The following is a 26,355-nucleotide window of genomic DNA, read 5'->3' on the forward strand; positions in this document are numbered from 1 at the left end:
CCCCACCCAAAACAGGGGCTTTACCCCTCGACAGGGGTTGAGCAAATGCTTTAACCTTGCCTTCTAGGGTGGCCTAGGGGCGCTCGTCAAAAAGGGTAGAGGGGGGGTAGTGTCAGCAAGGGCCAGTTCGCCAGGCGCTGTCCCCAAAGTCCCAAGAGTGTGCCGCATCGCTCGCCCGAGCTGTGTTGAGCAAGGTAAGCTTGGTCAGCTCTTCTTGGGCAGAGGCCGTCGGTTAGGGTCTTAGGGATCTGACCCCATAGCAACGAAGACAAGGCGCAAGGCCGGGAGTAGAGATGAAAAGGATGCGCAGTAATGCAGTGCCGCTTTTGGGATCCCTTTGCCGCCGCGCAGCTCAGGCAGGTGGGCGGGCTGTGTTCGTAGCAGCAGTTCGCAGCACTCTCCTGCTGGGGGTGGCGGGGGTAATTTGGGGGGGAGTTCCTATTTTTGCTCAAGGGGGGCTCCTCTTGACTCAGGCAGTGGCAGCTCCCATGAGTCGTCAAGAAGTGGCGGAGCGGCTGAATCTGGTGCCGGTTTTTGCCATCGTGTCTCAGAACGGCACCCCTGTGGTCGCCAACGTAGAGCGGGAGGGGCGCACCATCCAGGTGGCTTCTTTTTGGCTGGATCAGAACCAAGCCCAGCAAGCGTTGCAGCAGGTGAAAGCCAAGAACCCTGAGGTGGGTCAGCAGGCCCAGGTGGTGCCCATTCCCTTGGGCTACGCCTACGAAAAGTCGGAAGAAGAGCGGGCCAAGAATAGCGATCTGTACTTTGAGGTGGTGCCCCGGGCTGCTGATGTGGAGGCGGCCAAGCAGGTGCTGAAAGAAACGGGTCAGGAGGTGCCGCCGGAAGTGATCGGTGTGCCGCTGTTCTATGGCCGCTCGGGAGAGGGGCTGCTGACCATCGAGCAGGATGGCCAGGAGGTGGTGCCTTTCTTCTTCGACCGCAACGACCTGAAGGGGGCTTTGGATCGGGCGGCGGCGCAGAACCCAGAGGTGGTCGGCAAAACCCAGATCGAGGTCACTTCCTTGGCCATCGTGGTGGAGCGCATGTTAGCCCCTGATGCCCAGGAGGATGTGCAGAAGATTGCTTTCATCCCCCCGCGCGCGTCGCTGGAGTACGTGCAATCGTTAGTTCGCTCTGCCACTCCTCAGCCCAATTCACCTGCCACTCCCCAGCCTCAGCGGCGTTGACCTAGCTCCTGATGGGATCCCCGCTGGTGCAGCAATTGCTGGCCTGGCGTGCCCAGGCTTTGCGGGCGGCGCAAGCTGCCGGCATCTCTCCTCAGGAAGTGGAACTTTTGCTGAGGGAACGGCTGGGCTGGGGATCGTTGGAGCGCTTGCTGGGTCGGCCCCCGACGGTGCAGGGGGATCCCCTGGCGGAGGTAGAGGAGCTGTGGCGGCGCCGGCTGACAGAGCGCATCCCTCTACAGTACCTGCTGGGAAGGGTAGAGTGGGCGGGTTTGAGCTTGCGGGTAACGCCAGCGGTGTTGATCCCACGCCCGGAGACCGAGCTACTGGTGGAGCAAGCCTCCCTTTGGTTGAGGTCTAACCCGCTGCCGCCGGGATCCCTTTTTGCCGACCTGGGCACCGGTAGTGGGGCAATTGCCATCGCTTTGGCCCAGGGGCATCCCCAGTTGCAGCTTCTGGCGGTGGACGTGAGCCCAGAGGCTTTGGCCGTTGCGGCAGCCAATGTGGCGGACTATCATCTGCAGGAACGGGTGAAGCTGTTGCAGGGATCCTGGTTTGTGCCTTTGGATCCCTGGCGAGGCCGGCTGCGTGGCCTGGTTTCCAACCCGCCCTACATCCCCACTGGAGAGCTGGCCTACCTCATGCCCGAGGTACGGCTACACGAGCCACGACAGGCCCTCGATGGGGGGGAAGATGGGCTGGTGCACTTGCGCCTTTTGATTCAAAAGGCACCGGATTACTTGGCCCCCAACTCCTTTTGGGCGGTGGAGGTGATGCAAGGCCAAGCCCCTTGGGTGGTGGAGCAGTTGCAGGCCAGAGGCGGCTATCAGCAGATCCAAGTCCACAAGGATCTGGCTGGAATTGAGCGGGTGGTCAGCGCCCATTTCGTCGGCTAGAAAGTTGGAAAGAAAAAGGTAGGATCCAGGAGCGCGCTGCTGTCAAATTAGCTAAAACCCAAGGCTCTCCATCCGAACACATCACCAGATCTCCTACCTTTCGTCCAAAGTACCTCTTGAGGAAACCCTTGCCTGCAGCAAAACCCGATCCTCCCTCCCAGCAGGCCGCTGCTGCCGCCGGGCAAGAGGCGGTGGACTGGCAGTTTGCGTTTGAGCGCTCGGAGGTGATGCGCGCCTTTCAGCAGGAGCTGCTCGTCAGTATTGGCCACGAGCTGCGCAACCCCCTCAGCAGCCAGATGGGATCCCTGCAGTTGGTGCTGTCCGATCTGTGCGATTCCCGCGAAGAAGAGCGGGAGTACCTGCAAAGTGCCAAAGAAGCGGTGGAGCGCCTGATCAAGTTGCTCGAGGAGTACACTCGCCTGGCTCGCCACGACCTGCCCATTCAACCCTTGCAACCGGAGCCGACCCGACTCCGCCCCCTCCTTCAGGATGTGTACAGCCTAACTCGCCTACAGGCCCAGGATCAGGGCATTCGCTACGAATGGCCGACCCTACAACCGCCTTCTGCCTCTGAGCTGCCCGCCTTCTCGGAGAGCCTTATGGTTTGGGCAGATCGCCACGGTTTGGTGCAGGCCCTGCTGGGGGTGTGTCGCTGGGGTATTCGCACCCTACGCTATGGTTCGATGACTCTGCACCTCTACCCCATCGCAGCAGCAGAGGGGCGCCTTTGCCTAGAGTGGAATCTGGAAGGGCGGTGCCATGTGCCCATCCAAACAAAGGGTTGCGCTGCTTGGCGGGTGAGCGAGCGGCTCCTGAGAGAAATGGGGGGCGATCTGGAGCTTTGCGAAAGCAGCCTCCACCGGGTTGTTATCAAAGTAACCCTGCGCCTTGCCCAGTAAATCTCAGACAAAAGAAGATACCCTTTCCTGCGAGGGAGAACTACTCTTCCTCCTCGCCTTTGGAAAGAGCGCCGTGGACGACCTCGACTTTTGCAGGCCGACAAGAGCTTGGCTGCACTAGGGGCAATTTGCCTGTGACTTGGATCTGGGATATCTAACAAAGCTTAACCTTCGCGGCGCAGGGCCAGCTCAGCGCGATCCAGTTGCATCAGCACCCGCTCCACCTTCTCCGGGTCAAGAGGCCGGTTGGAGGTGCGGTAGTGGGAGGCCACGGTGTTGAACACGGTGCGCAGAGTAGTGAAGGATTGCAGCTTGTCGTAGCGATGGCCATGGTAGCGCCCTGCGAATTCTTGCATAGCCTCCATCACTTCCGCCCGCGCCTCTGCCGGGTTCATCACGGGATCCGCTTCCGAAAGGACGGTGCGCAGCGTCTGAATCAGAGTCATGCTGTCTTCGTAGTACTTGCCGGTGAGACGGGCCGCCTGAGCACTTGCGGTCGTCCAGCCCAGCACCAGGATGACCGAGAGCAACAGGCCGAGAAGGCGTAGAAAAAAAGTTTTCAGCATGGGAAGCTTGCCTAATGTAACTTATCTTTAAGCATAAGTCACAGCGACGCCGGAAGAGGAGCCATTGAGAAGATGCCGTCCACCTTCTTCAACCACTTGCTGCCGGAGCTCGCCCAGTACAGATCCCACGCGATCATGTTGGCCCTGATTTTGGGGTTTGCTTGTGCTCACAGTGGGCTGGCCTACTTGCGCCCCTGGGGAGAAGCTTGGCTGGGATCCCGTCTGTACCGCCTTCTTTTTGCGCTGGTCAGCCTCAGCTTGGCGCCGCTGCTGCTGATCTACTTCTTTAACCATCGCTACGACGGCGTGATCCTTTGGGATCTCCATGCTGTCCCCGGCATTCACACCACCGTTGTTCTTTTGTCGGCACTCTCGTTTTTCTTTTTGTATCCGGCCACCTTCAATTTGCTGGAGATCGCTGCCATTCAGAAGCCGGAGATCCACCTGTTTGAGAGCGGGATCATCCGCATCACCCGCCACCCCCAAATGGTGGGCCAGGTGATCTGGTGTGTGGCCCATTCCCTTTGGATTGGCTCCAGTTTCATGCTGGTCACTTCCCTGGGGTTGGTGGCCTATCACCTGTTCGCCGTCTGGCACGGGGATCACCGGCTGGAGCGGAAATACGGTCAGGCCTTCCGCGATCTCAAGGCCCGTACTTCTGTGATCCCCGGCTTGGCCATTCTGCAGAAGCGCCAGCAACTGCAACCGCGAGAGTTTCTACGCTGGGCCTACCTGGGAGTGTTCAGCTTCGTAGTGATTCTTTACGCCCTCCACCCGCAAATGATATCTGCAGCCAGCAGAGTTGCCTGGTAGCATGATCCCAAAGAACTTCTTTAGTTTGGGAGTGGCGATCTTGCAAGTTGCACTTGATGCTTTTAATCAAGAACTTTTGACAAGCGATGGATGGGTTTTGGTGGATTTTGGCGCCCCTTGGTGTGGCCTGTGTCGTTTCATTCAGCCGATTACCGATCGCCTCGCCTCCGAATGGGGAGGGTCGATCAAGGTGCTGCGGGTGAATGTGGACGACAATTTTTGGCTACCGCGCCGCTATCGGGTGCGCTCGCTACCAACCTTAATTTTGTTTGAGAAAGGTCAAGAAGTGCATAGATTAGAGCACTTCGCCAGCCGTGATGATGTGCTCCGCCGCTGCGAGCAGTTGTTTCTCGCTCATCTGCGCTATTTGGGCCCGCCAGGCCCCTCTTCTTCCCTAGCTCCCCAGGCACCGCCGCCAGGGGTGTAGAGGGTGAGCACATCGCCGGCTTTTAAGGGGCGGCTGATCTTGCTGGGCAAGGGATCCCCGTTGACGAGGTTGATCCCCACCTGGCCAGGCTCGCCGCCTTCTTCCCCTTGGGGGGCATGGTGACGCCGGTCGGTGAGCAGGGAGAGGGTGCAATCTTGCAAGGTCTGGAGGGAGCGGATCAGCCCCCAGCCGCCCCGCTGGCGGCCATGGCCGCCGGAATCCGGGCGTAGCTCATAGCGCAGCACCCGCAGGGGATACTCCAGCTCCAGAGCTTCGATGGGGGTGTTGAGGGTATTGCTCATGCCCACGTGGACACCGTCCAGGCCCGGTCGCTGCCGGCTGGCTCCTTGGCCGCCCCCCAGGGTTTCGTAGTAGGTGAAGTGGCGGTTGCCCAGCACACAGTTGTTCATGGTGCCCTGCCCCTGGGCAATGGCACGGGATCCGGCCACCGGGGCTAGGGCTTTGAACACCACATCGGCAATGCGCTGCGAAGTTTCTACGTTGCCCGCCACCACCGCCGCCGGAAATTGGGCGTTCACCAGGCAACCAGGCGGGGCCACGATCTCGATGGGATCCTCCAGGCCGACATTGCTGGGCGCCGTGGGATCCAACAGGCAGCGGAGGGCAAAGAGCACTGCCGAGCGGGTCACAGCCAAAGGTGCGTTCAGGTTCCCTGCGGTGGCCGGGGCTGTGCCGGCAAAGTCCACCCGTAGCCTCTCCCCCCTTACCTCAATCTGCACCTGGATGCGGAGCGGCTCGGGCGGATCCCCGTAGCCCTCCAGGTAGTCGCAGGCGGTGTAGATCCCAGCGGGCAGAGCCTGGATCTGGGCCTGCATCCGCCGCCGGCTGTAGGCGATCACCCCGGCAATCAACTGCCAGGTCTCCTCCTCGCCAAAGCGGGCCAGCAGCTCGCGAAACCGGCTCACCCCCACGGCGCTGGCTCCCACCTGGGCCTGCAAATCCCCCTGCCGCTGCTCAGGGTTGCGCACATTGGCCAGGATCAGGCGCAGCAGATCGCCCTGCCAGCACAGCTCCCCCGTCAGGGTCATTTGGGCCAGCCGCAGCGGCGGGATCACCAGCCCCTCCTGCCAGATTTCCGTGGAGTCGGCCGGCATGGAGCCAGGGCGCATCCCCCCAATATCGGCATGGTGAGCCCGGTTCACCGCGTAGGCGCAGACCTGTTCTGGATCCCGCAGGCCGGGGATGGCTGTAACCACCGTGATATCCGGCAGATGGGATCCCCCCTGGTAGGGATCGTTGAGGACGAACACATCACCCGGCCGCGGGCCGGTTGCCACCACTGCCCGCACTGCTTCCGCGAGAGCTCCCAGGTGCACCGGAATGTGGGCCGCCTGGGCAATACAGGCCCCTTGGGCATCGAACAGGGCCGTCGAGCAATCCCGCCGCTCCTTGATGTTGGCCGAGTAAGAACCGCGGATGAGGCGCGCCCCCATCTCCTCGGCGATCCCCGCCAGCGCATTGGCCATCACCTGCAACCGGATGGGATGGGAGACGCTATCCATGCCCCTCACAGCCTGCGCCCCAGCCAAACAGCCACCCTGCGGATCCCTTGCCAAAACTGGAGACGCCGCTGCCAGCGGTCGAGGTTAGTGCGATTCTCCCGCAGCCGATCCCGTAGGCGCAACAACTCAGCCGGCGTGGGAGCCAAAGCCCGCTCAGCTGCTTCCCGCCAGTCGGCCATGGCCCGCTCCGTAATCCAAAGCGCCGATCGCAAGCTCAAGACAGTAGGAATAAGAGCAACCAGAGCAAGAAACAGCAGCCCATTGAAGCTGCAAACCGCCCAAACTGCCCACTCTGTCCCTGATGCAGCAGTCACAGAGAGCTCAGCAAGGGATCCCGACAAAGCTTACTGCTGCTGCAGCATCAAGGGGCGCAACACACGGCCATCGCCGACCACCACCACCGTGGACAATACCTGTCCGCCGCGCCGGAAGGTAATGGGTACCCGCTGGCCCACCGGGGTGTTTTGGATAATTTGCTGGACGTGCTGCACCGAGGTGACCCGCTGCCCGTCCACCCCAATCAAAATATCTCCCTGGGCCAGACCTGCTTGTTGAGCCGGGCCATCCTGGAGCAGACCAACCACCTGTACCCCTTGGATTTGAGGCGCGGGGCCAAACAGGCGACGACTGATGGCGCCTTGAGCTGGCTGTCCATCCACCGTTTCGATGGCAACCCCGATAAAACCGTTGCCTACGACAGCAGGCGACGCCTGAGCCCCGAAACTGTCAACCTGAACCGTGGGGCTGTAGAAGTTGTAAGCTTCACCCCCAACCGAGTCACAGGGGTAGGCCACAACTGCATCTGCCAGCAGGAGGGAGGCGGGCAGGGCAAGGGCAAGCTTGAACAGAGTGTTCGGTTTCTGCATAGTTCGACCCTGGAAACGGCGAAGAATGACAAGTTGGGATCCGCAAAAGCACTGGGATGGATCGACCAGCCCGCGGGAGACAGCGGAAGTCATCAACCGGGCAGCTTGCACCGCCCTTCCCTCAGTGATAAACCCAAAATCCGCAACTGTCGATAGGTTGGGGCGCTTTCCTGGAAGGTATCCCAGTTTTCAAGGTGTTGCCAACCAGTCCAAAACCGTCTCCCTGCGCCCCAGCCTCTCTCCCGAAGGCTGCAAGTTGAGCTCCTTCCCCAAAGGTGAGCGACAAGACCTAGAGGTCAGCGCAGCGATCCGTGGCCTGCAGCAGGGCAGTGCGGATCCCGGGCTCGGTGATGGAATGGCCGGCATCGGGAATGAGGTGAAACTCTGCCTCTGGCCAGGCCTGGTGCAGCTCCCAGGCGGAAATGGGCGGGCAGACCACGTCGTAGCGTCCCTGGACGATCACAGCCGGCAGATGGCGCAGGCGCTCCACCCCCCTAAGGAGCTGGTCTTCAGGATCCAAAAAACCCCCATGGACGAAGTAGTGGCACTCGATGCGGGCAAAGGCCTCGGCAAAGGTCTCCTGGCCAAAGCGCTCGATGAGCTCAGGGCTGGGGATCAACTTGCTGGTGCTGGCCTCCCAGATGGCCCAGGCGCGGGCCGCTCTCAGCCGCACCTGGGGATCCGGGTCGTTGAGGCGGCGGTGGTAGGCTGCCAGCAGGTCATCCCGCTCTTCGGGGGGGATGGGCTCCAGGTAATGTTCCCAAGCATCGGGGAACAGGTAGCTGGCCCCCGACTGGTAAAACCAGCGGATCTCAAAAGGGCGTAGCAGGAAAATGCCCCGCAAGATAAACCCCAGGCAGGAGTGGGGGTGGGTTTGCCCATAGGCCAAGGCAAGGGCGCTGCCCCAACTGCCCCCAAACACCCACCAGCGCTCAATGCCCAGGTGTTGGCGCAGCTTCTCGATATCGGCCACCAGATCCCAGGTGGTGTTCTCCCGCAGCTCGGCGTAGGGGCGGCTCTTGCCGCAACCACGTTGATCGAATAGCACCACCCGCCAGCGGCTGGGATCAAAGTACTGCCGGTAGAGGGGATCGATCCCACCCCCTGGCCCCCCATGCAAAAACACCACCGCCTTGCCCGCCGGGTTGCCGCACTGCTCGTAGTAGAGGGTGTGCAGGGAAGAGACGGGGAGAAAGCCGTGATCGTAGGGCTCGATGGGCGGGTAGAGATCGCGCGCCATAACTTAAATTTCTCAAATTCTCAAGGTCTCCGCAGGGCGATGGTGGCCTTGGGGGGGATCCCTTCTTGGAAGGTCTCGCCATCGGCGGCCACGATGATAAATTGCAGCTCCTGCCCCGGCTGGGCGCCCAAATTGCTCCAGGGAATGGCCACCTCCAAACAGGCATCCACCACCGCCTTCACCTGATGGTTGATGGGGTGCCAGCTATGGTACTCCCCTGCTTCCAAGAGCTGAGCCTCGACGGGTGCGGGATGCTGGCCGGTGCCAGGCGGCGGCAGCGACAGCTTCAACAGGTGGCGGTAGAGATAGTTGAGGGGGGCTTCTGCCGGCAACCCCTGCAGGGGAATGGGGCTGTTGACGGTAACGCGGTTGGGATAAAACCACAGCACCTGCAATTGCTTGGGCCGCTGCACCACCGAGTTAAAATCCAGCCGCAGATAGAGGTTGAAGTGATCGAACCCGTACCAGAGGCGGCGGACGACGCTGTTGCGGTGCATGGTTCCTCGGGCTGCGCCGATCTCCACCCGCCCGGCCTGGCTCCACTCCCGTTCGGCGGGGCGACCGTTGATGGTGGGATGGATAAACCCCTGCGGCAGGCGATCCCCCAGCCCGTCGTGATCCTCGAGGGGAAACTGCAGCGCCGCCGGCACCGCCTCTCCCAAAGCGGTGTAGAGGGCCTGTAGATGTTCCCGAAACAACTGGTCAAAAACGGCATCGTGGGCGGAAGAGTGGCCTGCCCCAAACCACCAGAACCAATCGGATCCCTCAGCGGCCCAGAGGGCTTCCCAGGCCTGGGGGGTGGCGTGAGGGTGATCCTGGATCACCTGGCGGGCTTGGGCAAGGAGCTCCCAGGCGCGGTTTTTGACGGGATCCCCAATCCAAGTGGTAAAGTCGGCCTCAATCCAGGAGCCGCTGTGCAATTGTTCGGCTGGCAGAAACTCCGTGGGGGGAAACTGATCCAAAAACTCCGACACCTTCACCAAGCGCAACGCCGGGTGCTGGCTGAGGCGGGCATAGAGGTTTTCCAGGAAGGGGCGGCCATCTTGGGGGTAGTACTCCCAGCAATTTTCCCCATCCAGGGCAATGGTGACCAGCCAGGGCTGGTCTTGGGGTAGGCGGTTGCGGATGCTCTCCAGGTGGCCGATGAGATCTTTGGCGGCAGCGTCGGCAGGCATGGCGCTGTAGCTAAAGCCAATGAGATCGGAAAGGCGGTGATCCCGAAAGATGATGGCCAAATCCCCTGCCTCGCTCTCCAGACGGTAGGGGCGGTAGAGCTTTTCCGGCTCGAGGATATGGCCCTGCCCGTCGCGATGAAAGGGTTGGCCCAAGCTCCAGCCCAGCACTCCCTCGTCGGAGATGATCCAATCAAAGCCTTGTTTCTGGATCAGGGGCACGATGGCGGGGCTGACCGCCTGCTCTGAAGGCCACAGACCCCGCGGATCGCGGCCAAAGCGCTCCCGGTAGATCTGCTTGGCCCGCTCCAGTTGGCTGTGGACATCCTGCTCCCAGTGGAAGGGGTAGCGGGGCAGGGGCAAGCCGGGCCGGGCCACCCGCGCCGAGCGCTCGCTCACCAGCAGGGGCAAGATGGGGTGGGTGTAGGGGCTGGTGGTCAACTCCAGTTGGCCGCTACTTTGCAATTTGGCGTGCTGGGGCAGGATGGCGGCCAGGATCTGCTGTTGCTTGGCGTAGATCCGCTGCCGATCCGCCAGGGTAAAGCCGGATCCCATCTTGATCCAGCTCTCGATCTCAGGATCCTCCTGGAAGAGGGGATCGAACCAGGAGAGGTTGTGCCAGGCCAGCAGGTCACTGAAGTCTTGGGGCGTCCAGTACTGTAGGCACCAGTTGATCCCTTGCGATTCCCGCTGTTCGTAGAGCTGGCGGTAGCGGGGGTAGGGCTCAATCATGGTGGGGTAATGGCTGTCGAAGAAACGCTCGACAATGAAGCGCCGCTGCTCCGGGGTCAGCTTTTCGACAGGAGATAAAGTCAGCTCCAAATAGGGATCGAAGGCCGAGCCGGCCACGTAGTCTTCGATTTGCACAATGAGAGAGGGCACTAGGTTAACCGTTTGGTGCAGGCGGGGATAGCGCTCCAGCAGCAAAATTAAGTCCAGGTAGTCTTTGATCCCGTGCAGGCGCACCCAGGGCAAGCGATACTTGCCTGCCAGCGGGCTTTTGTAGAGGGGCTGGTGTTGGTGCCAAACCAGGGCAACATGCAGCGGGTAGGTCATGGGAGGCACGGGATCCAACCATCACCCGGATACTAGCCCATCTGTCCGGCTCCCGATCGTAAGAAACTCTGGAATGTTGAATGGTGGGGCTCCACCTGGATGGTGCCCACTGCGGGAAAACCTTGTCATTTGCCAGATTTCTCAGGACAATGGCGGCAAATGGAAGAGCTAAGTCATGACTGCTGCTACCCACGTCCTGGAACAGTCGATTGTTGTCTTTTCCCAAAACTACTTGCCCATTAGCCGGGTCAACATTAGGCGGGCGATTGTGCTGCTGCTGACGGGCAAGGCAGAGCCGCTGGCGATGATGAATGTGCCGGTGTGGAAGGTGCGCTCCCCTAGCCAGGTGATCGAGGTGCCCGAGCACATCCGCCTGACCATCAAAGGCAAGGAGCGATCCTGGCGGGTGCCCCCTGTCAACCGGCGGGAGGTTTTGCGGCGGGACCACCACACCTGTCAGTACTGCGGCAGCACCCATAACCTAACCCTGGATCATGTCGTGCCTCTTTCTCGCGGGGGATCCCACACTTGGGACAATGTAGTCACGGCCTGCGAGCGCTGCAACCAGCGCAAGGGCAACCGCACTCCTGAAGAGGCCAATATGCCTCTGCGCAGCAAACCCCGCGCCCCCCTCCACCCGACGGTGGCTTTTGCCGAGCAGTTTTGGCGCGAACAGCAGAGCCGGCAAGAGCAAATCTACGGCTACAGCACAAGCTAGAATCGGCAAATCCCGGTTGTTATCGATGAGGATCCGCGTCGGCCATGATGACCGTAATGGAGTTTTTTGCCCTCAGCGCTGGCGAGTGGATGTGTCAGCGTACCAGCCATCACTTGGCCTTTCGCCGCTCTGAGGGGGGGAGATCGCGGGTACAAATTGCCACCCTTTCGCCCGCCGATCCGGCAGTTATCCAGGTTTGTGAGCTGTTCAAGGTGGATCCACGGCGGGCCGTGGGGGCGGCGCGAGTGCAGTGGAATGGGGAGCAGGAGTGGGACAACGAAGAGTACAAAGGCGATGTGGTGCTGGTTCCCATCCCCGATCCCGATAATCCCATGCGGGGGCAACTGTTGCGGGACCAGGGCTATGCCGAGAAAGTGCCGGTGGCCGGCACCTACGTCATGGGATCCGACGGCGCCCTCACCCTCTACACCGAATATGAGATGACTGAGTCAGAGGAGCGCATCTGGTTTGCCAGCCCGAACCTGCGCCTGCGGGCCAGCACCGTCAAGCGCTTTGGCGGCTTCAGCATGGCCTCTTTCTGCTCTGAGGTGCGCAAGCTCTCCGCCAGCCCTTCCCCCCTCTCGGCCATCGCCGAGTCCCGCTCTCCCTAGGTGTGTGCTGACCAGAAAGCTTGCCGGCGTCGGATCCCTGGCTGAAAGTTGCCTGCTTTTGGGTCGGGGGAGAGCCTCAGCCGGCAAGGGATGGGCTAAAACCTCTGTTGGTGGGTTATTTGTAGACGGAAAACCCCGGCTGTGGCGGATCTAAGCGATTTTATCCAGGGTATTGAGCAGCTTATCGAGCTAGCCCAGAAACTGGACGAGAAAAGAAACACGGGGGAGCTGCGAACTGAGGTGCGCATCCAGGCCCGTCCTTTGGGCAGCTCTATTCCCCCTTCCGGCTCCATCCCCCGTCGCCGCAGCAGCGCCCAGACGGGGGATCCCTCCTGGAGCAGCGAGCCTCAGGTGATGTCCACAGCAAGCTGGCGCGAACAGCCCAAGGCTGCTCCCTCGCCTGATTTGGTCGCCGACCGCCTCAGCGGGACGGAATCCGGCCCAGGGCCGCGCCTCAGGGATGTGGGGGGGCTGAGGGAACAGCTCCAAGCTTTGCGGGAAATGGTCGAGATCCCCCTCAAGCGGCCCGATCTGCTGGCCAAGTTAGGTTTAGAGCCGCCCCGTGGCGTGCTGTTGGTAGGCCCCCCTGGCACCGGCAAGACTCTGACGGCCCGCGCCCTGGCCGAGAGCCTGGGGGTGAACTACATCGCCATTGTCGGCCCAGAGCTGATCGGCAAGTACTACGGGGAGGCGGAGGCGCGCCTGCGGCAGCTTTTTGAGAAGGCGGCTAAGTCGACTCCCTGTCTGGTGTTCATTGACGAAATCGATGCTCTTGTCCCCAACCGCGCCGCCGTCGAGGGGGAGGTAGAAAAACGCCTGGTGGCTCAAATGCTGGGGCTGATGGACGGGTTTGCGGCTCAAAAAGGTGTTGTGGTGCTGGCAGCCACCAACCGACCTGAGGCCCTGGATCCGGCGCTGCGGCGACCGGGGCGCTTTGACCGGGAGATCATCTTTAAGGTGCCGGATCGGGAGGGGCGGCGGGAGATCTTGGCCATTCACACCCGTGGCATGCCCCTGGCGGAGGATGTGGATTTGGACAGCCTAGCAGAGCAAACGCTGGGCTTTGTAGGCGCGGATCTGCGCGGCCTGTGCCAGGCGGCCGCCTATGCAGCTTTGCGGCGTCAGGTGCCGGATTTGGAATCCCCCATTCCCGAATCCCTAAAAGTTACGGCAGCGGACTTTCAAGAAGCTCTGCAACAGGTAAAGCCGGCGGTGTTGCGCTCGGTGGAAATTGAGTCGCCCCAGGTGAGCTGGGATCAGATCGGCGGCCTGGAGGGTGCCAAGCAGATTTTGCAGGAGGCCATCGAGGGATCCCTGCTGCACCCAGAGCTGTACGAGCAGGCCCAGGCCCAAGCCCCCAAAGGGATCCTCCTCAGTGGGCCCCCCGGCACCGGCAAGACGCTGCTGGCCAAGGCCATCGCCTCCCAGGCCAAGGCCAATTTCATCGCCGTCTCCGGCCCGGAGCTTTTGAGCAAATGGGTGGGATCCTCCGAGCAGGCGGTGCGGGAACTCTTTGCCCGCGCCCGCCAGTGTGCCCCTTGCGTCATCTTCATCGATGAGATCGACACCCTCGCTCCCGCGCGAGGCAGCTACTCCGGCGACAGTGGCGTCAGTGACCGGGTTCTGGGGCAACTGCTGGCCGAACTGGACGGGATCCGTCCCAGCCAGGGGGTCTTGCTAGTGGCGGCCACCAACCGCAAAGCCAGTTTGGATCCCGCCCTCACCCGCGCTGGCCGGCTGGAGCTGCACCTGAGTGTGGAGCTGCCGGATCGCGCCGGGCGGTGGGAAATCTTATCTGTACATAACCGCAAGCGTCCCCTGGGGCCAGATGTAAATCTGGAGGTGTGGGCCGAGCGCACCGAAGGCTGGAGTGGTGCCGACCTGGCCCTGCTCAGTAACCGTGCCGCCATTGCTGCTATTCGCCGCCACCGCGCCACTGCCGAGACGGTGGAGGCCAAAACCTTGGTCATCTGCCAGGAAGACTTTGCCCAGGCCTTTGCCGAGCTGCAGCAGCAGCGGCAGGCCAGCTAGAAGACAGGGATCCCTTGCCATTCCGGCCGCCGGTGGGCATGGGCCGCCTCGCCGCAGGTGCGGGGAGTGGGAAAGATCTTGTCGGGGTTGGCGATGTGCTGCGGGTCAAATACCTGCCGCACCCACTGCATGCTCTCCAAATCCGTGGGCGTAAACATCTCCGACATGTAGCAGCGTTTCTCCGCCCCGATGCCGTGCTCGCCAGAAAGGCTACCCCCCAGGCGCACACAGAGTTTGAGAATCTCGCCCCCCAGTTTCTCCACCTGCTCCAGGGATCCCGGCACCGACTCGTCGTAGAGGATCAGCGGATGGAGATTGCCGTCGCCGGCATGGAACACATTGGCCACCGGGTAGCCGTATTCGCGGCTGAGGCGCTCGATTTCTTTGAGGACATAGGCTAGCTGGCTGCGGGGGATCACCCCATCCTGGACGTAGTAGTTGGGGCTGAGCTTGCCCATTGCAGCAAAGGCCGCCTTGCGCCCTTTCCATAGCCGCGCCCGCTCTTCTGGGCCGGCTGCCACTTGCACCTGGCGGGCCCCGTTTTTGAGGCACAGCGCCCTCACCTGTTGGCCGGCTTCCTCCACCTCCAGCTCCAGCCCGTCCACCTCCACCAGCAAGATGGCCGCCGCATCCCGCGGGTAGCAGCCCAACTGCACCACATCCTCGACGGCGTTGATGCTGAAGTTGTCCATGATCTCCAGGCCGGCGGGGATGATCCCGGCAGCGATAATGTCAGAGACGGCGGATCCCGCTGCTTCTACACTGTCGAAGTCCGCCAGCAAAACCTGAACCTGGGCCGGGGTTTTCAGCAGGCGCAGGGTAATCTCGGTAGCGATGCCCAGGGTGCCCTCGGAACCGACAAACAGACCTACCCAGTCGTAGCCGGGCATCTCCGGGATCTTGCCCCCCCAGCGCACCACTTCCCCATCCGGCAGCACCACCGTCAAGCCGAGGATGTGGTTGGCTGTTACCCCGTACTTGAGGCAGTGGACGCCGCCGGAGTTTTCCGCCACATTGCCGCCGATGGAGCAAACCGACTGGCTAGAGGGATCCGGCGCATAAAAATAGCCCTGGTCGGCCACCGCTTGGGTAATCCAGGCGTTGATCACCCCCGGCTGCACCACCATGCAGCGGTTGTCTAGGTCAATCTCCAGGATCTGTTTCATCAGGGTGGTGGCAATGACGACGCTATTTTCCAGGGGTAGCGCCCCTCCCGAAAGGCCAGTGCCGGATCCCCGCGCCACAAAGGGCACCTGGTAGCGGCTGCACAGCTTCACCACCTGCGCCACCTCTTCTGTGGTGCGCGGCAACACCACCAAAGCCGGCCTTTGCCGGTAGCTGGTCAGCCCGTCACACTCGTAAACCAACAGCTCCTCCGGCTTGCTGATCACTCGCCGGGGATCGAGAATTTTTTTGAGCTCAGCCGTCAGCTTGATCCAGTCGAAGGTGAGGCCAGCTTGCAGAGGATGGGAAGCGCGGACAACCATAGAGCGTTGGCGAGAAATGTGCTTAGGGGAGATATCGTCACTATAGTCTGGATAGTCTGGCTGGAGAGCCTATGCAGTCCCGCAGCGCCGAACAGATTCTCAAACAAGTGCGGCAGCTCTACGACCTCTACCCCTTCCCGCCACAGCCCATCGGCACCGTTCCCCCGCCGGGGTGGAACTGGCGCTGGAGCTGGCCCCAGGCCTATGCCTTTTGCACAGGTGCTCATCCAGGCCGCCGCCCAGTGCGCATCCTGGACGCCGGCTGCGGCTCTGGGGTGGGGACGGAGTATATCGCCCACCAAAACCCCAACGCCGAAATCTGGGCTTTTGACCTGAGCAGCCGCGCCCTGGAGATTGCCGAGGCCCGCTGCCGGGCTTCCCAGGCACCACCAGTGCACTTTCGCCAGCTCAACGTTTACGACATTGACCAACTGCCGGGGCAGTTCGACTTCATCAACTGCGTAGGCATGCTCCACCACCTCCCGGATCCGGTGGCGGGGCTGCAGGCTCTGGCAAACAAGCTGGCTCCCGGCGGGATCCTGCACCTATTTGTGTACGGCGAGCTGGGCCGCCACGAGATCCGCCTGATGCAGAAGGCCATCCGCCTCTTGGTCACTGGCTCAGAGCATCAGCCGCTAGCTTCCGCAGAACACCTACAGCAAGGGCTCCAGGTGGGCCGCCGCCTTTTCCAGATTTTGCCAGACAGCAACCGCATCCAGCAGCAGGAACGCGCCCGCTGGGCCATCGAAAACGTGGACGACGAATGCTTTGCCGATATGTACCTGCACCCGCAGGAAGTGGACTACACCATCGAGACGCTGTTTGAGCTAATTCAGGCTTCAGGGCTGCAGTTTTTGCGCTTTTCCAACCCAGAGTTCTGGCGGCTGGAGCGGGTGTTGGGCAAAGATGAAACCCTACTGGCCCAGGCAGCCCAACTGCCGGAGCCGGAGCGCTACCGCCTAATCGAGCTGTTGGATCCGGTGGTGGCCCACTACGAGCTCTTTCTCGGCAAGCCCCCTATTCGCCGCTGGGAATGGACCCATCCAGAGGATGTGGCCGCGGCAGTTGCCCACCTCAGCCCCTGCCTGGGCCTGTGGCCGGGGCGGAGCCTCTTCAACTACGCCTATGAGGCCATCTCCCTCAGCGAGGAAGCCTTCGCCTTCCTGCAGCAGGTGGACGGGATCCGCACCGTCCAAGCCCTTCAAGAAAGCCTAGACTCTCCCCTGAGCTGGCCGCAGTTGCAGCAGTTGCTGCGCTGGCAAGTGTTGCTTTTGGAGCCGCAAGAGAACAGTTTTTGAGGGCTCTTGGCGGCTTTGAGACAGGAAGAGGCCATTGCGGCATTTGCTTTCTTGGTCTTCCCTAGCTTATGCTAGGAGACTGTGACCTTTCCCCTGGCCATTTCTGGGGTTATTGCCATGCCCAAAATCAAAACTCGCAAGGCAGCCGCCAAGCGCTTTCGCCTCACCGGCAGCGGCAAGTTCATGCGTCGCCGGGCCGGGCACAACCACTTGCTTGAGCACAAAACCACCAACCGCAAACGCAAATTGGCCGGCGTGGCCCTGGTGGATGAACGGGATCTGGCCAACGTGCGCCTGATGCTGCCCAACACCCACTAGGTGGGATCCCGTTGCGCCGCTTCCTCCACTCCCTCAGCCTAGGGTGAGCCGATCGCCACGGCAGGCCAAAAGTCTCAAGGCTTGTTCGCCCTTGTATCCATCTGTCTGTATTGAGTTACCGCCATGAGAGTCAAACGGGGCAATGTTGCCCGCAAGCGTCGCAAGAAGATCCTCAAGCTGGCCAAAGGCTTTCGCGGAGCCGGCTCTAAGCTGTTCCGCACCGCCAACCAGCAGGTGATGAAGGCCCTGCGCAGTGCCTACCGGGATCGCCGCCGCAAGAAGCGAGATTTTCGCCGCCTCTGGATTGCCCGCATCAATGCCGCCACCCGCGCCCAGGGCCTGCGCTACAGCGAGTTCATCGACGGCCTCAAAAAAGCCAATATCCAGCTCAATCGCAAAATGTTGGCCCGCTTGGCTTTCCTGGATCCCGAAGCCTTCACCCAAGTGGTGGCTGCGGCCCGCCAGTCCCGCACCGCCTGAAGGGGATGGGATCTCGGCCTCCGTTGGCCTCGGCGATCCAGAGGTCTTGCTGGGCGGCCAGCCTGGCCTTAGTTTGCCTAGGGATCCCTGCCGCTGCCCGTCCCTGGTCAGAGATTGTTCGTTCGGGTCAGTTGCGAGTTGCGGTCAAAGACAACCTCAGGCCGTTGGGGTTTCGCGATGCCGAAGGCAAGCTGCAGGGGTTTGAGATTGACCTAGCCCGCGAGCTGGGATCCCGGCTGCTGGGATCCCCGGCGGCGGTGGAGCTGGTGCCAGTGGCCAATGTGGAGCGGCTACAGGTGCTGACTGCAGGGGAAGTGGATCTGGCCATCGCTCAGATCGGCATCACACCGGATCGGGCGCGCCAGGTGGAGTTCACCTCGGCCTACTACCCGGATGGCCCCAGCCTGGTTGTGGCCCGTTCCCAAGACTGGCAGAGCTGGTCAGAGCTACGCGGCGCGCGGATTGCCGTCCTGCGCGGGTCGGCCGCCATTCCCCACCTCCATCGCTACCTCCCAGGGGTTGAGTTGGTGGCGGTGGATTCCTACCAGGAAGGGGCAGAATTGCTCCTAAAAGGGGCGGTGCAGGCCTGGGCAGCGGATCGCTCGGTGCTGGCGGGGTGGCTGGCGGAGCACCCCCAGTTTCAGTTTCTGGGATCCCCGTTGGCGACAGTGGGGCTGGGCATTGCCCTGCCCAAGGGGCTGGAGCATGCTGAATTGCGGCTGCGGGTGCGCCGCGAGCTGGAGAACCTGCGCGCCGAGGGCTGGCTGGCGGACCAGGCCAGAGCCTGGGGTCTGCCCTAGTGCAAAAAGTGACGGATGCCAGTGCAGACCATGGCGATGCCGGCAGCATTGGCAGCAGCAATGGAATCGGCATCGCGGAGACTGCCTCCCGGCTGGATGATGGCGCGGATCCCGGCACGGGCTGCTGCCTCCACGCTGTCGGCAAAGGGGAAAAAGCCGTCGCTGGCCAAAACCGCTCCTGCCGCCTGTGAGCCGGCCTGGCGAAGGGCAATCTCGACGGCACCCACCCGGTTCATCTGGCCTGCCCCAATGCCGAGAGTCTGCCCCTGCCGGGCAACGACGATGGCGTTGGATTTGACGTGTTTGCAGACTATCCAGGCAAACTCCAGATCCGCCCACTCTTCCAGTGTCGGCTGGCGCTCGCTCACCACCCGCCAGGAGGGTTGGCGAACGGATCCCTGCAGCCGGTCGGCTTCCTGCACCAGAAAACCCCCAGCCAAGGTGCGGAGGCTTTGGGTTGGCCCAACCTCAAAGTCCGGCAAAACCAAAAGCCGCAAGTTCTTTTTGGCTGCCAGTTGCTCAGCCGCCTCAGAGGTGCAGGCCGGGACAACCACGCACTCCAAAAAAGGCTCCGCCAGGCGCTGGGCAGTCTCCCTGTCCAAAGTTTGGTTGAGGGCAACGATGCCCCCAAAGGCGGAGACGGGATCGGCAGCCAAAGCCGCCTCAAAAGCGGCAGCCAGGGTTGGGCGAACGGCTACCCCACAGGGGTTGTTGTGCTTGACAATCACCGCCACCGCTGGCTTAGGGTCGTTGCCAAGCCCTAGGCTGAGTTCTGCTGCCAGGGCGCGAGCCGCCTCCAGATCCAGCAGGTTGTTGTAGCTCAGCTCTTTCCCCTGCAACTGTTTGGCCCGATGCCAACCGGGAGCAGCCGCATCCACCACATACCAGGTGGCGGCTTGGTGAGGGTTTTCTCCGTAGCGCAAGCGCTGCCAAGGGATCCCTTGCAGTTGAAAAACCTCTGCGGCAGCGGCTGCAGGAGCTGGAGGTGGAGAGGAGTGGGACAGCTCGGAGCAGGCCAGGTAGTGGACAATGGTGCGGTCGTAGGCCAACACCTGCTCAAAGGCGCGGCGGGCGCACTGGAAGCGAAAGGCCAGCCGCTCCGCCTCGCTGGAGGAGCTAGAGAGCAGTTGCAAGTACTGAGGGTACTGGCTGGGATCCGTTAGCACGGTAACGTGGGGATAATTTTTGGCTGCCGCCCGCGCCAGCGTGGGCCCGCCGATGTCAATCTGCTCGCAAGCCTCCTCCAGCGACACCCCTGGCTGAGCCACCGTCTGCTCGAAAGGATAGAAATTGACCACCACCAGTTGGATGGGAGGGATCCCCAGGGCCTCCAGATCCGCCCGGTCTTCGCCGCGCTCCAGGCGGGCCAAAATGCCCCCGTGAATGCGGGGGTGCAGCGTTTTCACCCGTCCCCCCAAGATTTCCGGGGCGCCGGTATGGTCTGAAACAGGGGTGACCGGGATCCCGGCCTCTAAAAGCGCCTTGGCGGTGCCTCCGCTGCTGAGCAGTTGAAAGCCGTGCTCCTGCACGAGGGCCTGAGCCAGCGGGATCAGGCCAGTTTTATCGGAGACACTTAGGAGAGCCAAAGGGGGGAAGGACTGAGCAGACATCGGTTTTGAGCTATCCCAAGAGATCGAGATCAGAGTTGCCTAAGAAACCCCAACAGGTTAATATCCCACGCCCCAGCATAGCGCCCCTGCCAGAAAATCAGCAGCGCAGGCCCCGGTATGGATGCCGACTGCTCCGCGTTCCTGCGGCGAGGGAGATAGGAGGCTGTTGCCAGTGCCAAGAGTCAGAGAAATGGCTGGGGTTGACTTGGGAGAGGCGCACCTGGCTGTGGCTCACCCCAGCAGTCAAACCGTCAAGAGATGGTTCAGGATGCCAGGAGGTGCAATCCCAGCCGCTCAAAAGGGATCCCAGCCCTGCTGAGAAAGTGCTATGACAAGATGAGCGTGAATTGCCGCTAGAAGGGGGTAATCAGGATCGTATGGATAGAGTCTTGCAGCTCATGATCCAAGGTTGGTACTATTCCATCCCCCTGTTGACGTTCTCGGTCTTCTCGGTTGCCTGTTGCATCGAGCGGGCCTTGTTTTGGTGGAAAGTCACCCATCGGCAGGAGGAGGTGGTGCGACAAGCCCTGAGTCAATACCGCCGCAACCCCAGGGCCGCCCAGTACCTGCTGGAGCAAAATGCCGACCTGCCTATTGCGCGCATCTTTTTGGCCGGCCTGGAGCTCAACGAAGCCAGCCCCGAGGATTTTAAATTGGCCCTGGAGACAGCCCTGGCGGCAGAAGTGCCCCTGCTGAAACGCTTTAACACCCTCTTCGACACCGTCATCACCGTTGCCCCCTTCCTGGGCTTGCTGGGCACGGTTACCGGCATCATCCAGATCCTCAGCTCCATCCAACTGGGGGATATTGGCGGCACCAATACTCAGGGGGTAGGGCAGGGGATTGCCGAGGCCCTCTACTCGACCGCCTTTGGGCTGATCGTGGCCATTCCCACCTTGTTGATCTCCAACGTCTTCCGCTCCCTGTACCTGCGGCAGCTCTCCAAGATCCAGGAGTACGGCGGCGAGCTGGAGTTGCTGCATCGCCAGCGGCAAGAGATGCAAGCCCAACAGCTTTCCCAGTACCCCTACGCAAAGTCCAGCCCCAGCGGCAGCTCCACCCTTCCGCCCTACTCCTCGCTTGATCCCTCCTAGCCTATGCGCATCCCAGAAGAAAACTTTCGACCCGCCGAGATCAACATCGTGCCTCTAATCGATGTCATCTTCTCGATCTTGGTGTTTTTCGTCATCGCCAGCCTGGTGCTTACCCGCTCCGAGGCTCTCGAGGTCAATTTGCCAGAGGCCTCCACAGCCGAAGCCCGCCGCCAGCCAGACGTTACGGTGAGCATCACGGCTGAGGGCCAAATTGCCGTCAACCAGGAGAAAATTGCCGATCTCTCCGCTCTGCTCCCGGCAGTGGAACGCATCCTGGCCGAGAAGCCGGCTGAAGGGCGCCGCCTGGTGGTGATCAACGCCGATTTGGCCCTCTCCCACGGCAAAGTGGTAGAGGTGATGGATACCCTGCAGCGGCTGCCCAACGTCAGCCTGGCCATTGCCGCCCGCCGCCCCGCCAATAACCGTTGACACCTCCCCTGTCTCTGGGGTCACCCTGCCCCCAGCAGTTGGATCAGCAGTGCCTTTTGCACGTGGAGGCGATTTTCTGCCTGATCCCACACACGGGACTGGGATCCCTCCAAAACCTCGGCCGTAATCTCCTCTTCCCGGTGAGCGGGCAGGCAGTGGAGCACGATGGCCTCGGGATCCGCCAGTTTCATCAGCGCGGCGTTGACCTGGTAGGGCAGAAAATGGGCTTTGCGGGCCTCGGCCTGATCCTCTTGGCCCATGCTGGCCCACACGTCGGTATAGACCACCTGGGCTCCCGAGACGGCCTCATGGGGATCCTGCAAGACCCACACCTGGGATCCCTGGGCCAAGGCCTGTGCTTCTGCTACTACTGCTGCATCCGGCTCGTAGCCGGGGGGCGTGGCGACGCGGATGTGAATCCCGCTCATGGCACAGCCCAGCAGCAGGGAATGGGCAACATTATTGCCATCACCGCAATAGGCCAAGGTCAGGCCTGCCAGTTGGCCGAAGTTCTCCTGGATGGTGAGCAGATCGGCCAAAACCTGGCAGGGGTGAAACTGATCCGTGAGGGCGTTGATCACCGGGATCTCGGCATATTCGGCAAAGGTTTCCAGCTCCCGCTGGTCGTAGGTGCGAATGGCAATCGCGTCCAGGTAGCGGGAGAGGACGCGGGCCGTATCCGGCAAGGGCTCGCCGCGGCTCATCTGCATCGCCGTCGGCACCAGATCCAGGGTGCTGCCCCCGCACTGGGCCATGGCAGCGGTAAAGCTGACGCGGGTGCGGGTAGAAGCCTTCTGGAACAACAGCCCTAGCACCCGTCCGCGCAGATCCACCCGATAGGGATCCCGCTTCAGTTCCGCCGCTTGAGCTAGCAAGGCCGCCAGCTCCGCCGGGCTCAGGTCGCTGAGTTTGAGCAGATCCCGCCCAGCCAAGTTGATGGATTCTACAGCTTGCAACCCCGCCATAGCGCTTCACCACCTCCGCCAACAACTTCCAGCCCCGCGTCGCCTCAACCTGCCTGCCGAAGCTGCTGCCTGCTCACCAGCGCAAGGTCGCTACTCAGCAAGGTCTCGCAGCCTGGGCCCCCACACTGGCTAGAGGGAAGAGGAACGCATTGGCTCCTTGGCCTGTTGCTGGCGGGCCGAGATCTGTGCCTGGAGGGCCTGGATGGCGGCGGCATATTGCGGGTCGGCGGGAGTGGCCACCAACTCGCGATCCCGGCTGAGGCGATTGAGATCTTCTTCGGACAGTTCCACGACAATATCCGGGGTGATGCCTTTGTGATCGATATCGGTGCCTTTGGGGGTGCGATAGCGGGCAATGGTCACCGCCAGGCCCGACCCATCGGAGAGGGGATGCACCGACTGCACCAGGCCCTTGCCGAAGGTTTGCGTGCCGATGATCACGGCGCGACGGTTATCTTGCAAGGCTCCCGACAGGATCTCGCTGGCGCTGGCGGATCCCCCATCCACCAAAACGGCCAAAGGCTTGTCGGTAAGGGCGGTGTTGTTGGCCGTGAGGCGATCCTGCTCCCCTTGCCGGTTCACCGTCGAGACAATGCTGCCTCGGTCGATCCACATGCGGGCAATCTCGGCGCTGGAGTAGAGCAGCCCCCCTGGGTTGGCCCGCAGATCCAGCACATAGGCAACTACGCCTTGCTTTTCCAGCTCGCGAATGGCCTGGCGCACCTTGTCGGCGGCATTGCCGGAAAACTGGGTAATGCGAATGTAGCCGATGGGCAGGCCATTTTCCTGGTGAACCGCATAGCGCACAGTGGCCAGCTCAATTCTCTCCCGCACCAAGTCGAATACCTTCAGCCCTTCCCCCTCGCGACGGATGGTCAGCCGCACCCGCGTGCCCGGCTCGCCGCGAATGAGGCTGACGGCGGTGTTGGTGTCCATGCCTTCGGTGGATTTGTCGTCGATGCGCACGATCACATCTTTGGACTTGATCCCAGCGCGATCGGCGGGAGACCCTTCGATGGGGGAGATCACCACCAGCTCGTTGGTCTCTTGATCCAAGCCAAGGGTAATCCCCACCCCCGTCAGCTCGCCAGAGGTGTCGATCTGCATGCTGGCAAACTGATCCGGATCCAAGAAGCGGGTGTAGGGATCGTTCAGCTTCTTGAGAGCCTCTCGAATCGCCTCGTAGGCCTCCTCGCGGGTGGCATACTCGCGGCTGAGCAGATCGCGGCGCACCGCCTCCCAGTCGACGGAATTAAAGGAAGGATCGACGTACTCCCGATTGACAATCTGCCAAACTTCGTCCACCACCTCTTTGGGATCCCGGCGAAACCCTGCCCAACCCGGCATGGATAGCTGCACCCCGACAAGCGACACGGCTGTGACCACCGCAGCCGTTGCACTAACCACAAACCCGCGCTTTCTCATTGGCTCTCCTGGCAGACAAGGTCTAAAAGTCGAGGTTGATCTCCAGCCTCTAGGGGTTTCGCACAGAGGCCTTTCTCTGCCCCAACTTTATCTCAGGGACAGAGCAATGCCCCCTGCCACGGCAGGTGGGATCCAAAGTTTGGTAGGCTGCAAATGGTACAGCCCAACTGTGCCCAACGTAGCACAGGGATCTCTGCAAAGGTGCTCCCGGAATCCCATTTGCAGGAGCGTTTTCGTCTTCTTCTGGAGTCTATGTCTCTTGTAACCGACTCTCCCAGCCTGCCGGAAGCTGCTGCTGACTCGCCCCTGCTGGCCCAGGTGCAGTTGGCTCGCGCTGCCGCTCGACGCACGGCTACCTTGCCCACTGCGGTAAAGAATGCCGCCCTAGAGGCCATGGCCACCGCTTTGCTGGCGCAGCAGGAGACTATCTTGGCAGCCAATCAAGCGGATCTGGCCCGGGCAGCGGAGCAGGTCAAGGCCGGCGAGCTGTCCGCCTCGGCCTACGCCCGCTTGAAGTTGGACGCCCAGAAATTGGCCGAGATGGTGGCTGGGGTGCGGCAGGTGCTGCGGCTGCCAGATCCGGTGGGGCAGGCCTTGCTGATCCGGGAATTGGACGAGGGGCTGGTGCTGGAGCGGCGCACCTACCCTCTAGGAGTGCTGGGGGTGATCTTCGAGTCGCGGCCCGATGCCTTGGTGCAAATTGCTGCCCTGGCCGTGAAGACAGGCAACAGCGTCCTGCTCAAAGGCGGATCGGAGGCGCTACTCTCCTGCCAGGCCCTGATGGCTGCCATCCAGGCGGGGCTGCAGCAGATCCCAGACTTTCCCCAGGGATCCCTGCAATTGCTCACCAGCCGCGAGGAGATCAAAGCCCTGCTGCAACTGGAAGGGCTGGTGGATCTCATCATCCCGCGCGGCTCCAGCAGCTTTGTCCGCTACATTATGGAAAATACTCGCATCCCGGTGCTGGGCCATGCCGATGGCCTGTGTCACCTGTACGTGGATCGGGCCGCCGATGTGGACATGGCGGTGAGGCTGACGCTGGACAGCAAAACCCAGTATCCTGCCGCCTGCAACGCCATCGAGACCCTGCTGGTGCACGCGGCCATCGCCCCTCGATTTTTGCCCCTGGCTGTGCAGGCGCTGCGCGAGAAAGGGGTAGAGCTACGCGGGGATCCCCGCTGCCGCGAGCTGGTACCCGATCTGATCCCGGCCACTGAGGCCGACTGGAGCACTGAGTACGCCGACCTGATTCTAGCTATCAAAATGGTGGATTCCCTCGACGAGGCCATTGCCCACATCCAACGGTACGGATCCCGGCACACCGAGGCCATCGTGACCGAAGACGCCGCCGCTGCCCAGCGCTTTCTCGACGAAGTGGACGCAGCAGGGGTCTTTCACAATGCCTCCACCCGCTTTGCCGATGGCTTTCGCTATGGCTTCGGGGCGGAGGTGGGGATCAGCACCCAAAAGCTGCCGCCGCGCGGCCCGGTGGGTCTGGAAGGCCTAGTAACCTACCGCTACCAACTGCGGGGGCGAGGCCATCTCGTAGCCGACTACACCGGGCCCCAGGCCCGTCCCTTTCTCCATCGGGATCGCTTGAGCGGCGCTGGTTGGACCTAGGCAGGAACCGCCGGCCAACGCCGCTCCCTGCAAAAGCTGCCTGGGTCAGCCAGCCAATCGACAAAGCCGTTTTGCTCAGCTTTTTGGCTTGGGCCTGAGGTAAATTGAAAAATAGCTTTATGCTTTGCAAAGGTTGCGGTTTGTGCTGCGCTGGGATGGGACAATGAACTACTGAGTTCTGGGTTTCCTAATCTGGCAGCCCCAATGCTTTTGGATTGACCCGTTGCATTTTGGCCTTCTGTTATTTCGATAAGGAGCTTCGCTGCATCATGCCCGTTCGTCTGTATGTCGGAAATCTGCCGGAAGAGGTGGATCGTCAGGCATTGGAGAAGCTCTTTAGCTCTGCAGGTGAGGTCATTTCCACCAAGGTGATTCGGGATCGGCGGACAGGCAAATGTCGCGGCTTCGGGTTTGTAACTGTGAGCACCGAAGAGCAGGCGCAGCAGTACATCGAGAAATTCAACGGCCATAGCTTTGGCGATGTCAACTTGCGCATCGAGATTGCCCAGCCGCGGGAGAAACGGGAAGACGCCGAAGCCAAAGCAGCAGCCTCCGGCTCCCCAGCTAAGGAGTCTGCCAAAGACGCTGGCAAGGATTCCAGGGCGCCCGGGGATCCTGAGCCCCGAGGTTCTTCCAAAGGCTCCAAAGAGTCGGGGGACAAGTCCGCCCCCAGCAAGAAGCAACGCCAGCGGGGCCACAAAGGGGGCGGAGGCAATGTCGTTGCCGAGACCGAAGGGGCCTCTGAGCCGGATCCCCGTTGGGCCAGCCAGCTGCAGCGGATTAAGGAGCAGCTTCTCCAAGCGACCAACTCCTGATCCCCCCGAAAG

Annotated in this window: 26 protein-coding genes; 16 read left to right on the plus strand and 10 right to left on the minus strand. The window is 61.8% G+C overall.

The window, feature by feature from the left end:
* Positions 1-302: 302 nt before the first annotated feature.
* From NW852_RS07690 to NW852_RS07700, 3 genes are all read left to right on the plus strand, one after another.
* Positions 303-1,187 carry a Tic22 family protein gene (locus NW852_RS07690; RefSeq protein WP_414364571.1) on the plus strand — a complete coding sequence of 295 codons (885 nt, stop codon included), beginning with the start codon at positions 303-305 and terminating at the stop codon, positions 1,185-1,187.
* A gap of 11 nt (positions 1,188-1,198) precedes the next feature.
* The gene (gene prmC, locus NW852_RS07695; RefSeq protein ID WP_414364572.1) at positions 1,199-2,080 is read left to right on the plus strand and encodes a peptide chain release factor N(5)-glutamine methyltransferase; all 882 of its coding nucleotides are present in this window, start codon (positions 1,199-1,201) and stop codon (positions 2,078-2,080) included.
* A gap of 128 nt (positions 2,081-2,208) precedes the next feature.
* Positions 2,209-2,979 carry a sensor histidine kinase gene (locus NW852_RS07700; protein ID WP_414364574.1) on the plus strand — a complete coding sequence of 257 codons (771 nt, stop codon included), beginning with the start codon at positions 2,209-2,211 and terminating at the stop codon, positions 2,977-2,979.
* Between the two features lie 164 nt (positions 2,980-3,143).
* Here the strand turns inward: NW852_RS07700 and psb27 are convergent, their stop codons facing one another.
* A complete protein-coding gene (gene psb27, locus NW852_RS07705) occupies positions 3,144-3,545 on the minus strand; it encodes a photosystem II protein Psb27 (protein WP_414364576.1) in 402 nt (133 codons plus the stop codon).
* A 72-nt stretch (positions 3,546-3,617) separates the two neighbouring features.
* Between psb27 and NW852_RS07710 the strand changes: the two genes are divergently transcribed.
* Both NW852_RS07710 and NW852_RS07715 read left to right on the plus strand, forming a co-directional pair.
* A complete protein-coding gene (locus NW852_RS07710; protein WP_414371218.1) occupies positions 3,618-4,358 on the plus strand; it encodes an NnrU family protein in 741 nt (246 codons plus the stop codon).
* 31 nt (positions 4,359-4,389) lie between these two features.
* Positions 4,390-4,785: a thioredoxin family protein gene (locus NW852_RS07715; protein ID WP_414371294.1), complete on the plus strand. Its 396-nt coding sequence runs from the start codon at positions 4,390-4,392 to the stop codon at positions 4,783-4,785.
* On the opposite strand, the gene NW852_RS07720 is transcribed toward NW852_RS07715, so the two are convergent.
* From NW852_RS07720 to NW852_RS07740, 5 genes are all read right to left on the minus strand, one after another.
* Entirely contained in the window at positions 4,722-6,308 is a 1,587-nt protein-coding gene (locus NW852_RS07720; RefSeq protein WP_414385474.1) for a hydantoinase B/oxoprolinase family protein, read from the minus strand. The genes NW852_RS07715 and NW852_RS07720 overlap by 64 nt on opposite strands.
* Positions 6,309-6,313: 5 nt before the next feature.
* Complete coding sequence (locus NW852_RS07725; protein ID WP_414426610.1) at positions 6,314-6,622, minus strand: hypothetical protein; 309 nt, start codon at positions 6,620-6,622, stop codon at positions 6,314-6,316.
* Positions 6,623-6,652: 30 nt separating this feature from the next.
* Positions 6,653-7,174, minus strand: a complete 522-nt coding sequence (locus tag NW852_RS07730; protein WP_414364584.1) for a PDZ domain-containing protein — start codon at positions 7,172-7,174, stop codon at positions 6,653-6,655.
* A 289-nt stretch (positions 7,175-7,463) separates the two neighbouring features.
* Positions 7,464-8,414 carry a prolyl aminopeptidase gene (gene pip, locus NW852_RS07735; RefSeq protein ID WP_414371213.1) on the minus strand — a complete coding sequence of 317 codons (951 nt, stop codon included), beginning with the start codon at positions 8,412-8,414 and terminating at the stop codon, positions 7,464-7,466.
* Positions 8,415-8,434: 20 nt separating this feature from the next.
* On the minus strand, positions 8,435-10,642 hold the full coding sequence (locus NW852_RS07740) for a glycoside hydrolase (protein WP_414371211.1): 2,208 nt from the start codon (positions 10,640-10,642) through the stop codon (positions 8,435-8,437).
* A 175-nt stretch (positions 10,643-10,817) separates the two neighbouring features.
* On the opposite strand from NW852_RS07740, the gene NW852_RS07745 reads away from it, so the two are divergent.
* The 3 genes from NW852_RS07745 (at position 10,818) to NW852_RS07755 (ending at position 14,002) form a co-directional block, all read left to right on the plus strand.
* Positions 10,818-11,360, plus strand: a complete 543-nt coding sequence (locus NW852_RS07745) for an HNH endonuclease (RefSeq protein ID WP_414364588.1) — start codon at positions 10,818-10,820, stop codon at positions 11,358-11,360.
* A gap of 47 nt (positions 11,361-11,407) precedes the next feature.
* Complete coding sequence (locus tag NW852_RS07750) at positions 11,408-11,971, plus strand: phycobiliprotein lyase (RefSeq protein ID WP_414364610.1); 564 nt, start codon at positions 11,408-11,410, stop codon at positions 11,969-11,971.
* 141 nt (positions 11,972-12,112) lie between these two features.
* Positions 12,113-14,002 carry an AAA family ATPase gene (locus tag NW852_RS07755; protein ID WP_414371209.1) on the plus strand — a complete coding sequence of 630 codons (1,890 nt, stop codon included), beginning with the start codon at positions 12,113-12,115 and terminating at the stop codon, positions 14,000-14,002.
* Here the strand turns inward: NW852_RS07755 and glcD are convergent.
* Positions 13,999-15,489 (minus strand): glycolate oxidase subunit GlcD, encoded by a 1,491-nt coding sequence (glcD, locus tag NW852_RS07760; protein WP_414347454.1) that lies wholly within the window; start codon positions 15,487-15,489, stop codon positions 13,999-14,001. The two genes, NW852_RS07755 and glcD, sit on opposite strands and share 4 nt — an antisense overlap.
* A gap of 71 nt (positions 15,490-15,560) precedes the next feature.
* On the opposite strand from glcD, the gene NW852_RS07765 reads away from it, so the two are divergent.
* From NW852_RS07765 to NW852_RS07780, 4 genes are all read left to right on the plus strand, one after another.
* On the plus strand, positions 15,561-16,787 hold the full coding sequence (locus NW852_RS07765; RefSeq protein WP_414364593.1) for a class I SAM-dependent methyltransferase: 1,227 nt from the start codon (positions 15,561-15,563) through the stop codon (positions 16,785-16,787).
* A 117-nt stretch (positions 16,788-16,904) separates the two neighbouring features.
* On the plus strand, positions 16,905-17,105 hold the full coding sequence (gene rpmI / locus NW852_RS07770; protein WP_414333811.1) for a 50S ribosomal protein L35: 201 nt from the start codon (positions 16,905-16,907) through the stop codon (positions 17,103-17,105).
* A 123-nt stretch (positions 17,106-17,228) separates the two neighbouring features.
* Positions 17,229-17,585, plus strand: a complete 357-nt coding sequence (gene rplT, locus NW852_RS07775) for a 50S ribosomal protein L20 (RefSeq protein ID WP_414333801.1) — start codon at positions 17,229-17,231, stop codon at positions 17,583-17,585.
* Between the two features lie 5 nt (positions 17,586-17,590).
* Positions 17,591-18,385 (plus strand): transporter substrate-binding domain-containing protein, encoded by a 795-nt coding sequence (locus NW852_RS07780; protein WP_414371206.1) that lies wholly within the window; start codon positions 17,591-17,593, stop codon positions 18,383-18,385.
* On the opposite strand, the gene purH is transcribed toward NW852_RS07780, so the two are convergent.
* Positions 18,382-19,995, minus strand: coding sequence for a bifunctional phosphoribosylaminoimidazolecarboxamide formyltransferase/IMP cyclohydrolase (purH, locus tag NW852_RS07785; protein WP_414371204.1), 1,614 nt, complete (start codon positions 19,993-19,995; stop codon positions 18,382-18,384). The two genes, NW852_RS07780 and purH, sit on opposite strands and share 4 nt — an antisense overlap.
* A gap of 401 nt (positions 19,996-20,396) precedes the next feature.
* On the opposite strand from purH, the gene NW852_RS07790 reads away from it, so the two are divergent.
* Both NW852_RS07790 and NW852_RS07795 read left to right on the plus strand, forming a co-directional pair.
* Entirely contained in the window at positions 20,397-21,089 is a 693-nt protein-coding gene (locus NW852_RS07790; RefSeq protein WP_414371290.1) for a MotA/TolQ/ExbB proton channel family protein, read from the plus strand.
* A gap of 3 nt (positions 21,090-21,092) precedes the next feature.
* Positions 21,093-21,518, plus strand: coding sequence for an ExbD/TolR family protein (locus NW852_RS07795; protein ID WP_414364599.1), 426 nt, complete (start codon positions 21,093-21,095; stop codon positions 21,516-21,518).
* Positions 21,519-21,538: 20 nt separating this feature from the next.
* On the opposite strand, the gene argF is transcribed toward NW852_RS07795, so the two are convergent.
* A complete protein-coding gene (gene argF, locus NW852_RS07800; RefSeq protein WP_414364614.1) occupies positions 21,539-22,456 on the minus strand; it encodes an ornithine carbamoyltransferase in 918 nt (305 codons plus the stop codon).
* 156 nt (positions 22,457-22,612) lie between these two features.
* Complete coding sequence (gene ctpC, locus NW852_RS07805) at positions 22,613-23,908, minus strand: carboxyl-terminal processing protease CtpC (protein ID WP_414364600.1); 1,296 nt, start codon at positions 23,906-23,908, stop codon at positions 22,613-22,615.
* Positions 23,909-24,160: 252 nt separating this feature from the next.
* Between ctpC and NW852_RS07810 the strand changes: the two genes are divergently transcribed.
* Positions 24,161-25,528, plus strand: coding sequence for a glutamate-5-semialdehyde dehydrogenase (locus NW852_RS07810; RefSeq protein WP_414371201.1), 1,368 nt, complete (start codon positions 24,161-24,163; stop codon positions 25,526-25,528).
* A 269-nt stretch (positions 25,529-25,797) separates the two neighbouring features.
* Complete coding sequence (locus tag NW852_RS07815) at positions 25,798-26,343, plus strand: RNA-binding protein (protein ID WP_414364604.1); 546 nt, start codon at positions 25,798-25,800, stop codon at positions 26,341-26,343.
* Positions 26,344-26,355: the final 12 nt, after the last annotated feature.

Source organism: Synechococcus sp. H60.1 (genome assembly GCF_047462335.1).
Classification (GTDB): Bacteria; Cyanobacteriota; Cyanobacteriia; order Thermostichales; family Thermostichaceae; genus Thermostichus.

What these genes read in the sequence shown, in the direction of transcription:
- NW852_RS07690 (WP_414364571.1), top strand. Translation starts at nt 303, where the DNA reads ATGCGCAGTAATGCAGTGCCGCTTTTGGGATCCCTTTGCCGCCGCGCA.
- prmC (WP_414364572.1), top strand. Translation starts at nt 1,199, where the DNA reads ATGGGATCCCCGCTGGTGCAGCAATTGCTGGCCTGGCGTGCCCAGGCT.
- psb27 (WP_414364576.1), bottom strand. Translation starts at nt 3,545, where the DNA reads ATGCTGAAAACTTTTTTTCTACGCCTTCTCGGCCTGTTGCTCTCGGTC.
- NW852_RS07710 (WP_414371218.1), top strand. Translation starts at nt 3,618, where the DNA reads ATGCCGTCCACCTTCTTCAACCACTTGCTGCCGGAGCTCGCCCAGTAC.
- NW852_RS07720 (WP_414385474.1), bottom strand. Translation starts at nt 6,308, where the DNA reads ATGGATAGCGTCTCCCATCCCATCCGGTTGCAGGTGATGGCCAATGCG.
- NW852_RS07730 (WP_414364584.1), bottom strand. Translation starts at nt 7,174, where the DNA reads ATGCAGAAACCGAACACTCTGTTCAAGCTTGCCCTTGCCCTGCCCGCC.
- pip (WP_414371213.1), bottom strand. Translation starts at nt 8,414, where the DNA reads ATGGCGCGCGATCTCTACCCGCCCATCGAGCCCTACGATCACGGCTTT.
- NW852_RS07740 (WP_414371211.1), bottom strand. Translation starts at nt 10,642, where the DNA reads ATGACCTACCCGCTGCATGTTGCCCTGGTTTGGCACCAACACCAGCCC.
- NW852_RS07745 (WP_414364588.1), top strand. Translation starts at nt 10,818, where the DNA reads ATGACTGCTGCTACCCACGTCCTGGAACAGTCGATTGTTGTCTTTTCC.
- NW852_RS07750 (WP_414364610.1), top strand. Translation starts at nt 11,408, where the DNA reads ATGACCGTAATGGAGTTTTTTGCCCTCAGCGCTGGCGAGTGGATGTGT.
- glcD (WP_414347454.1), bottom strand. Translation starts at nt 15,489, where the DNA reads ATGGTTGTCCGCGCTTCCCATCCTCTGCAAGCTGGCCTCACCTTCGAC.
- NW852_RS07765 (WP_414364593.1), top strand. Translation starts at nt 15,561, where the DNA reads ATGCAGTCCCGCAGCGCCGAACAGATTCTCAAACAAGTGCGGCAGCTC.
- rpmI (WP_414333811.1), top strand. Translation starts at nt 16,905, where the DNA reads ATGCCCAAAATCAAAACTCGCAAGGCAGCCGCCAAGCGCTTTCGCCTC.
- rplT (WP_414333801.1), top strand. Translation starts at nt 17,229, where the DNA reads ATGAGAGTCAAACGGGGCAATGTTGCCCGCAAGCGTCGCAAGAAGATC.
- NW852_RS07780 (WP_414371206.1), top strand. Translation starts at nt 17,591, where the DNA reads ATGGGATCTCGGCCTCCGTTGGCCTCGGCGATCCAGAGGTCTTGCTGG.
- purH (WP_414371204.1), bottom strand. Translation starts at nt 19,995, where the DNA reads ATGTCTGCTCAGTCCTTCCCCCCTTTGGCTCTCCTAAGTGTCTCCGAT.
- NW852_RS07795 (WP_414364599.1), top strand. Translation starts at nt 21,093, where the DNA reads ATGCGCATCCCAGAAGAAAACTTTCGACCCGCCGAGATCAACATCGTG.
- ctpC (WP_414364600.1), bottom strand. Translation starts at nt 23,908, where the DNA reads ATGAGAAAGCGCGGGTTTGTGGTTAGTGCAACGGCTGCGGTGGTCACA.
- NW852_RS07810 (WP_414371201.1), top strand. Translation starts at nt 24,161, where the DNA reads ATGTCTCTTGTAACCGACTCTCCCAGCCTGCCGGAAGCTGCTGCTGAC.
- NW852_RS07815 (WP_414364604.1), top strand. Translation starts at nt 25,798, where the DNA reads ATGCCCGTTCGTCTGTATGTCGGAAATCTGCCGGAAGAGGTGGATCGT.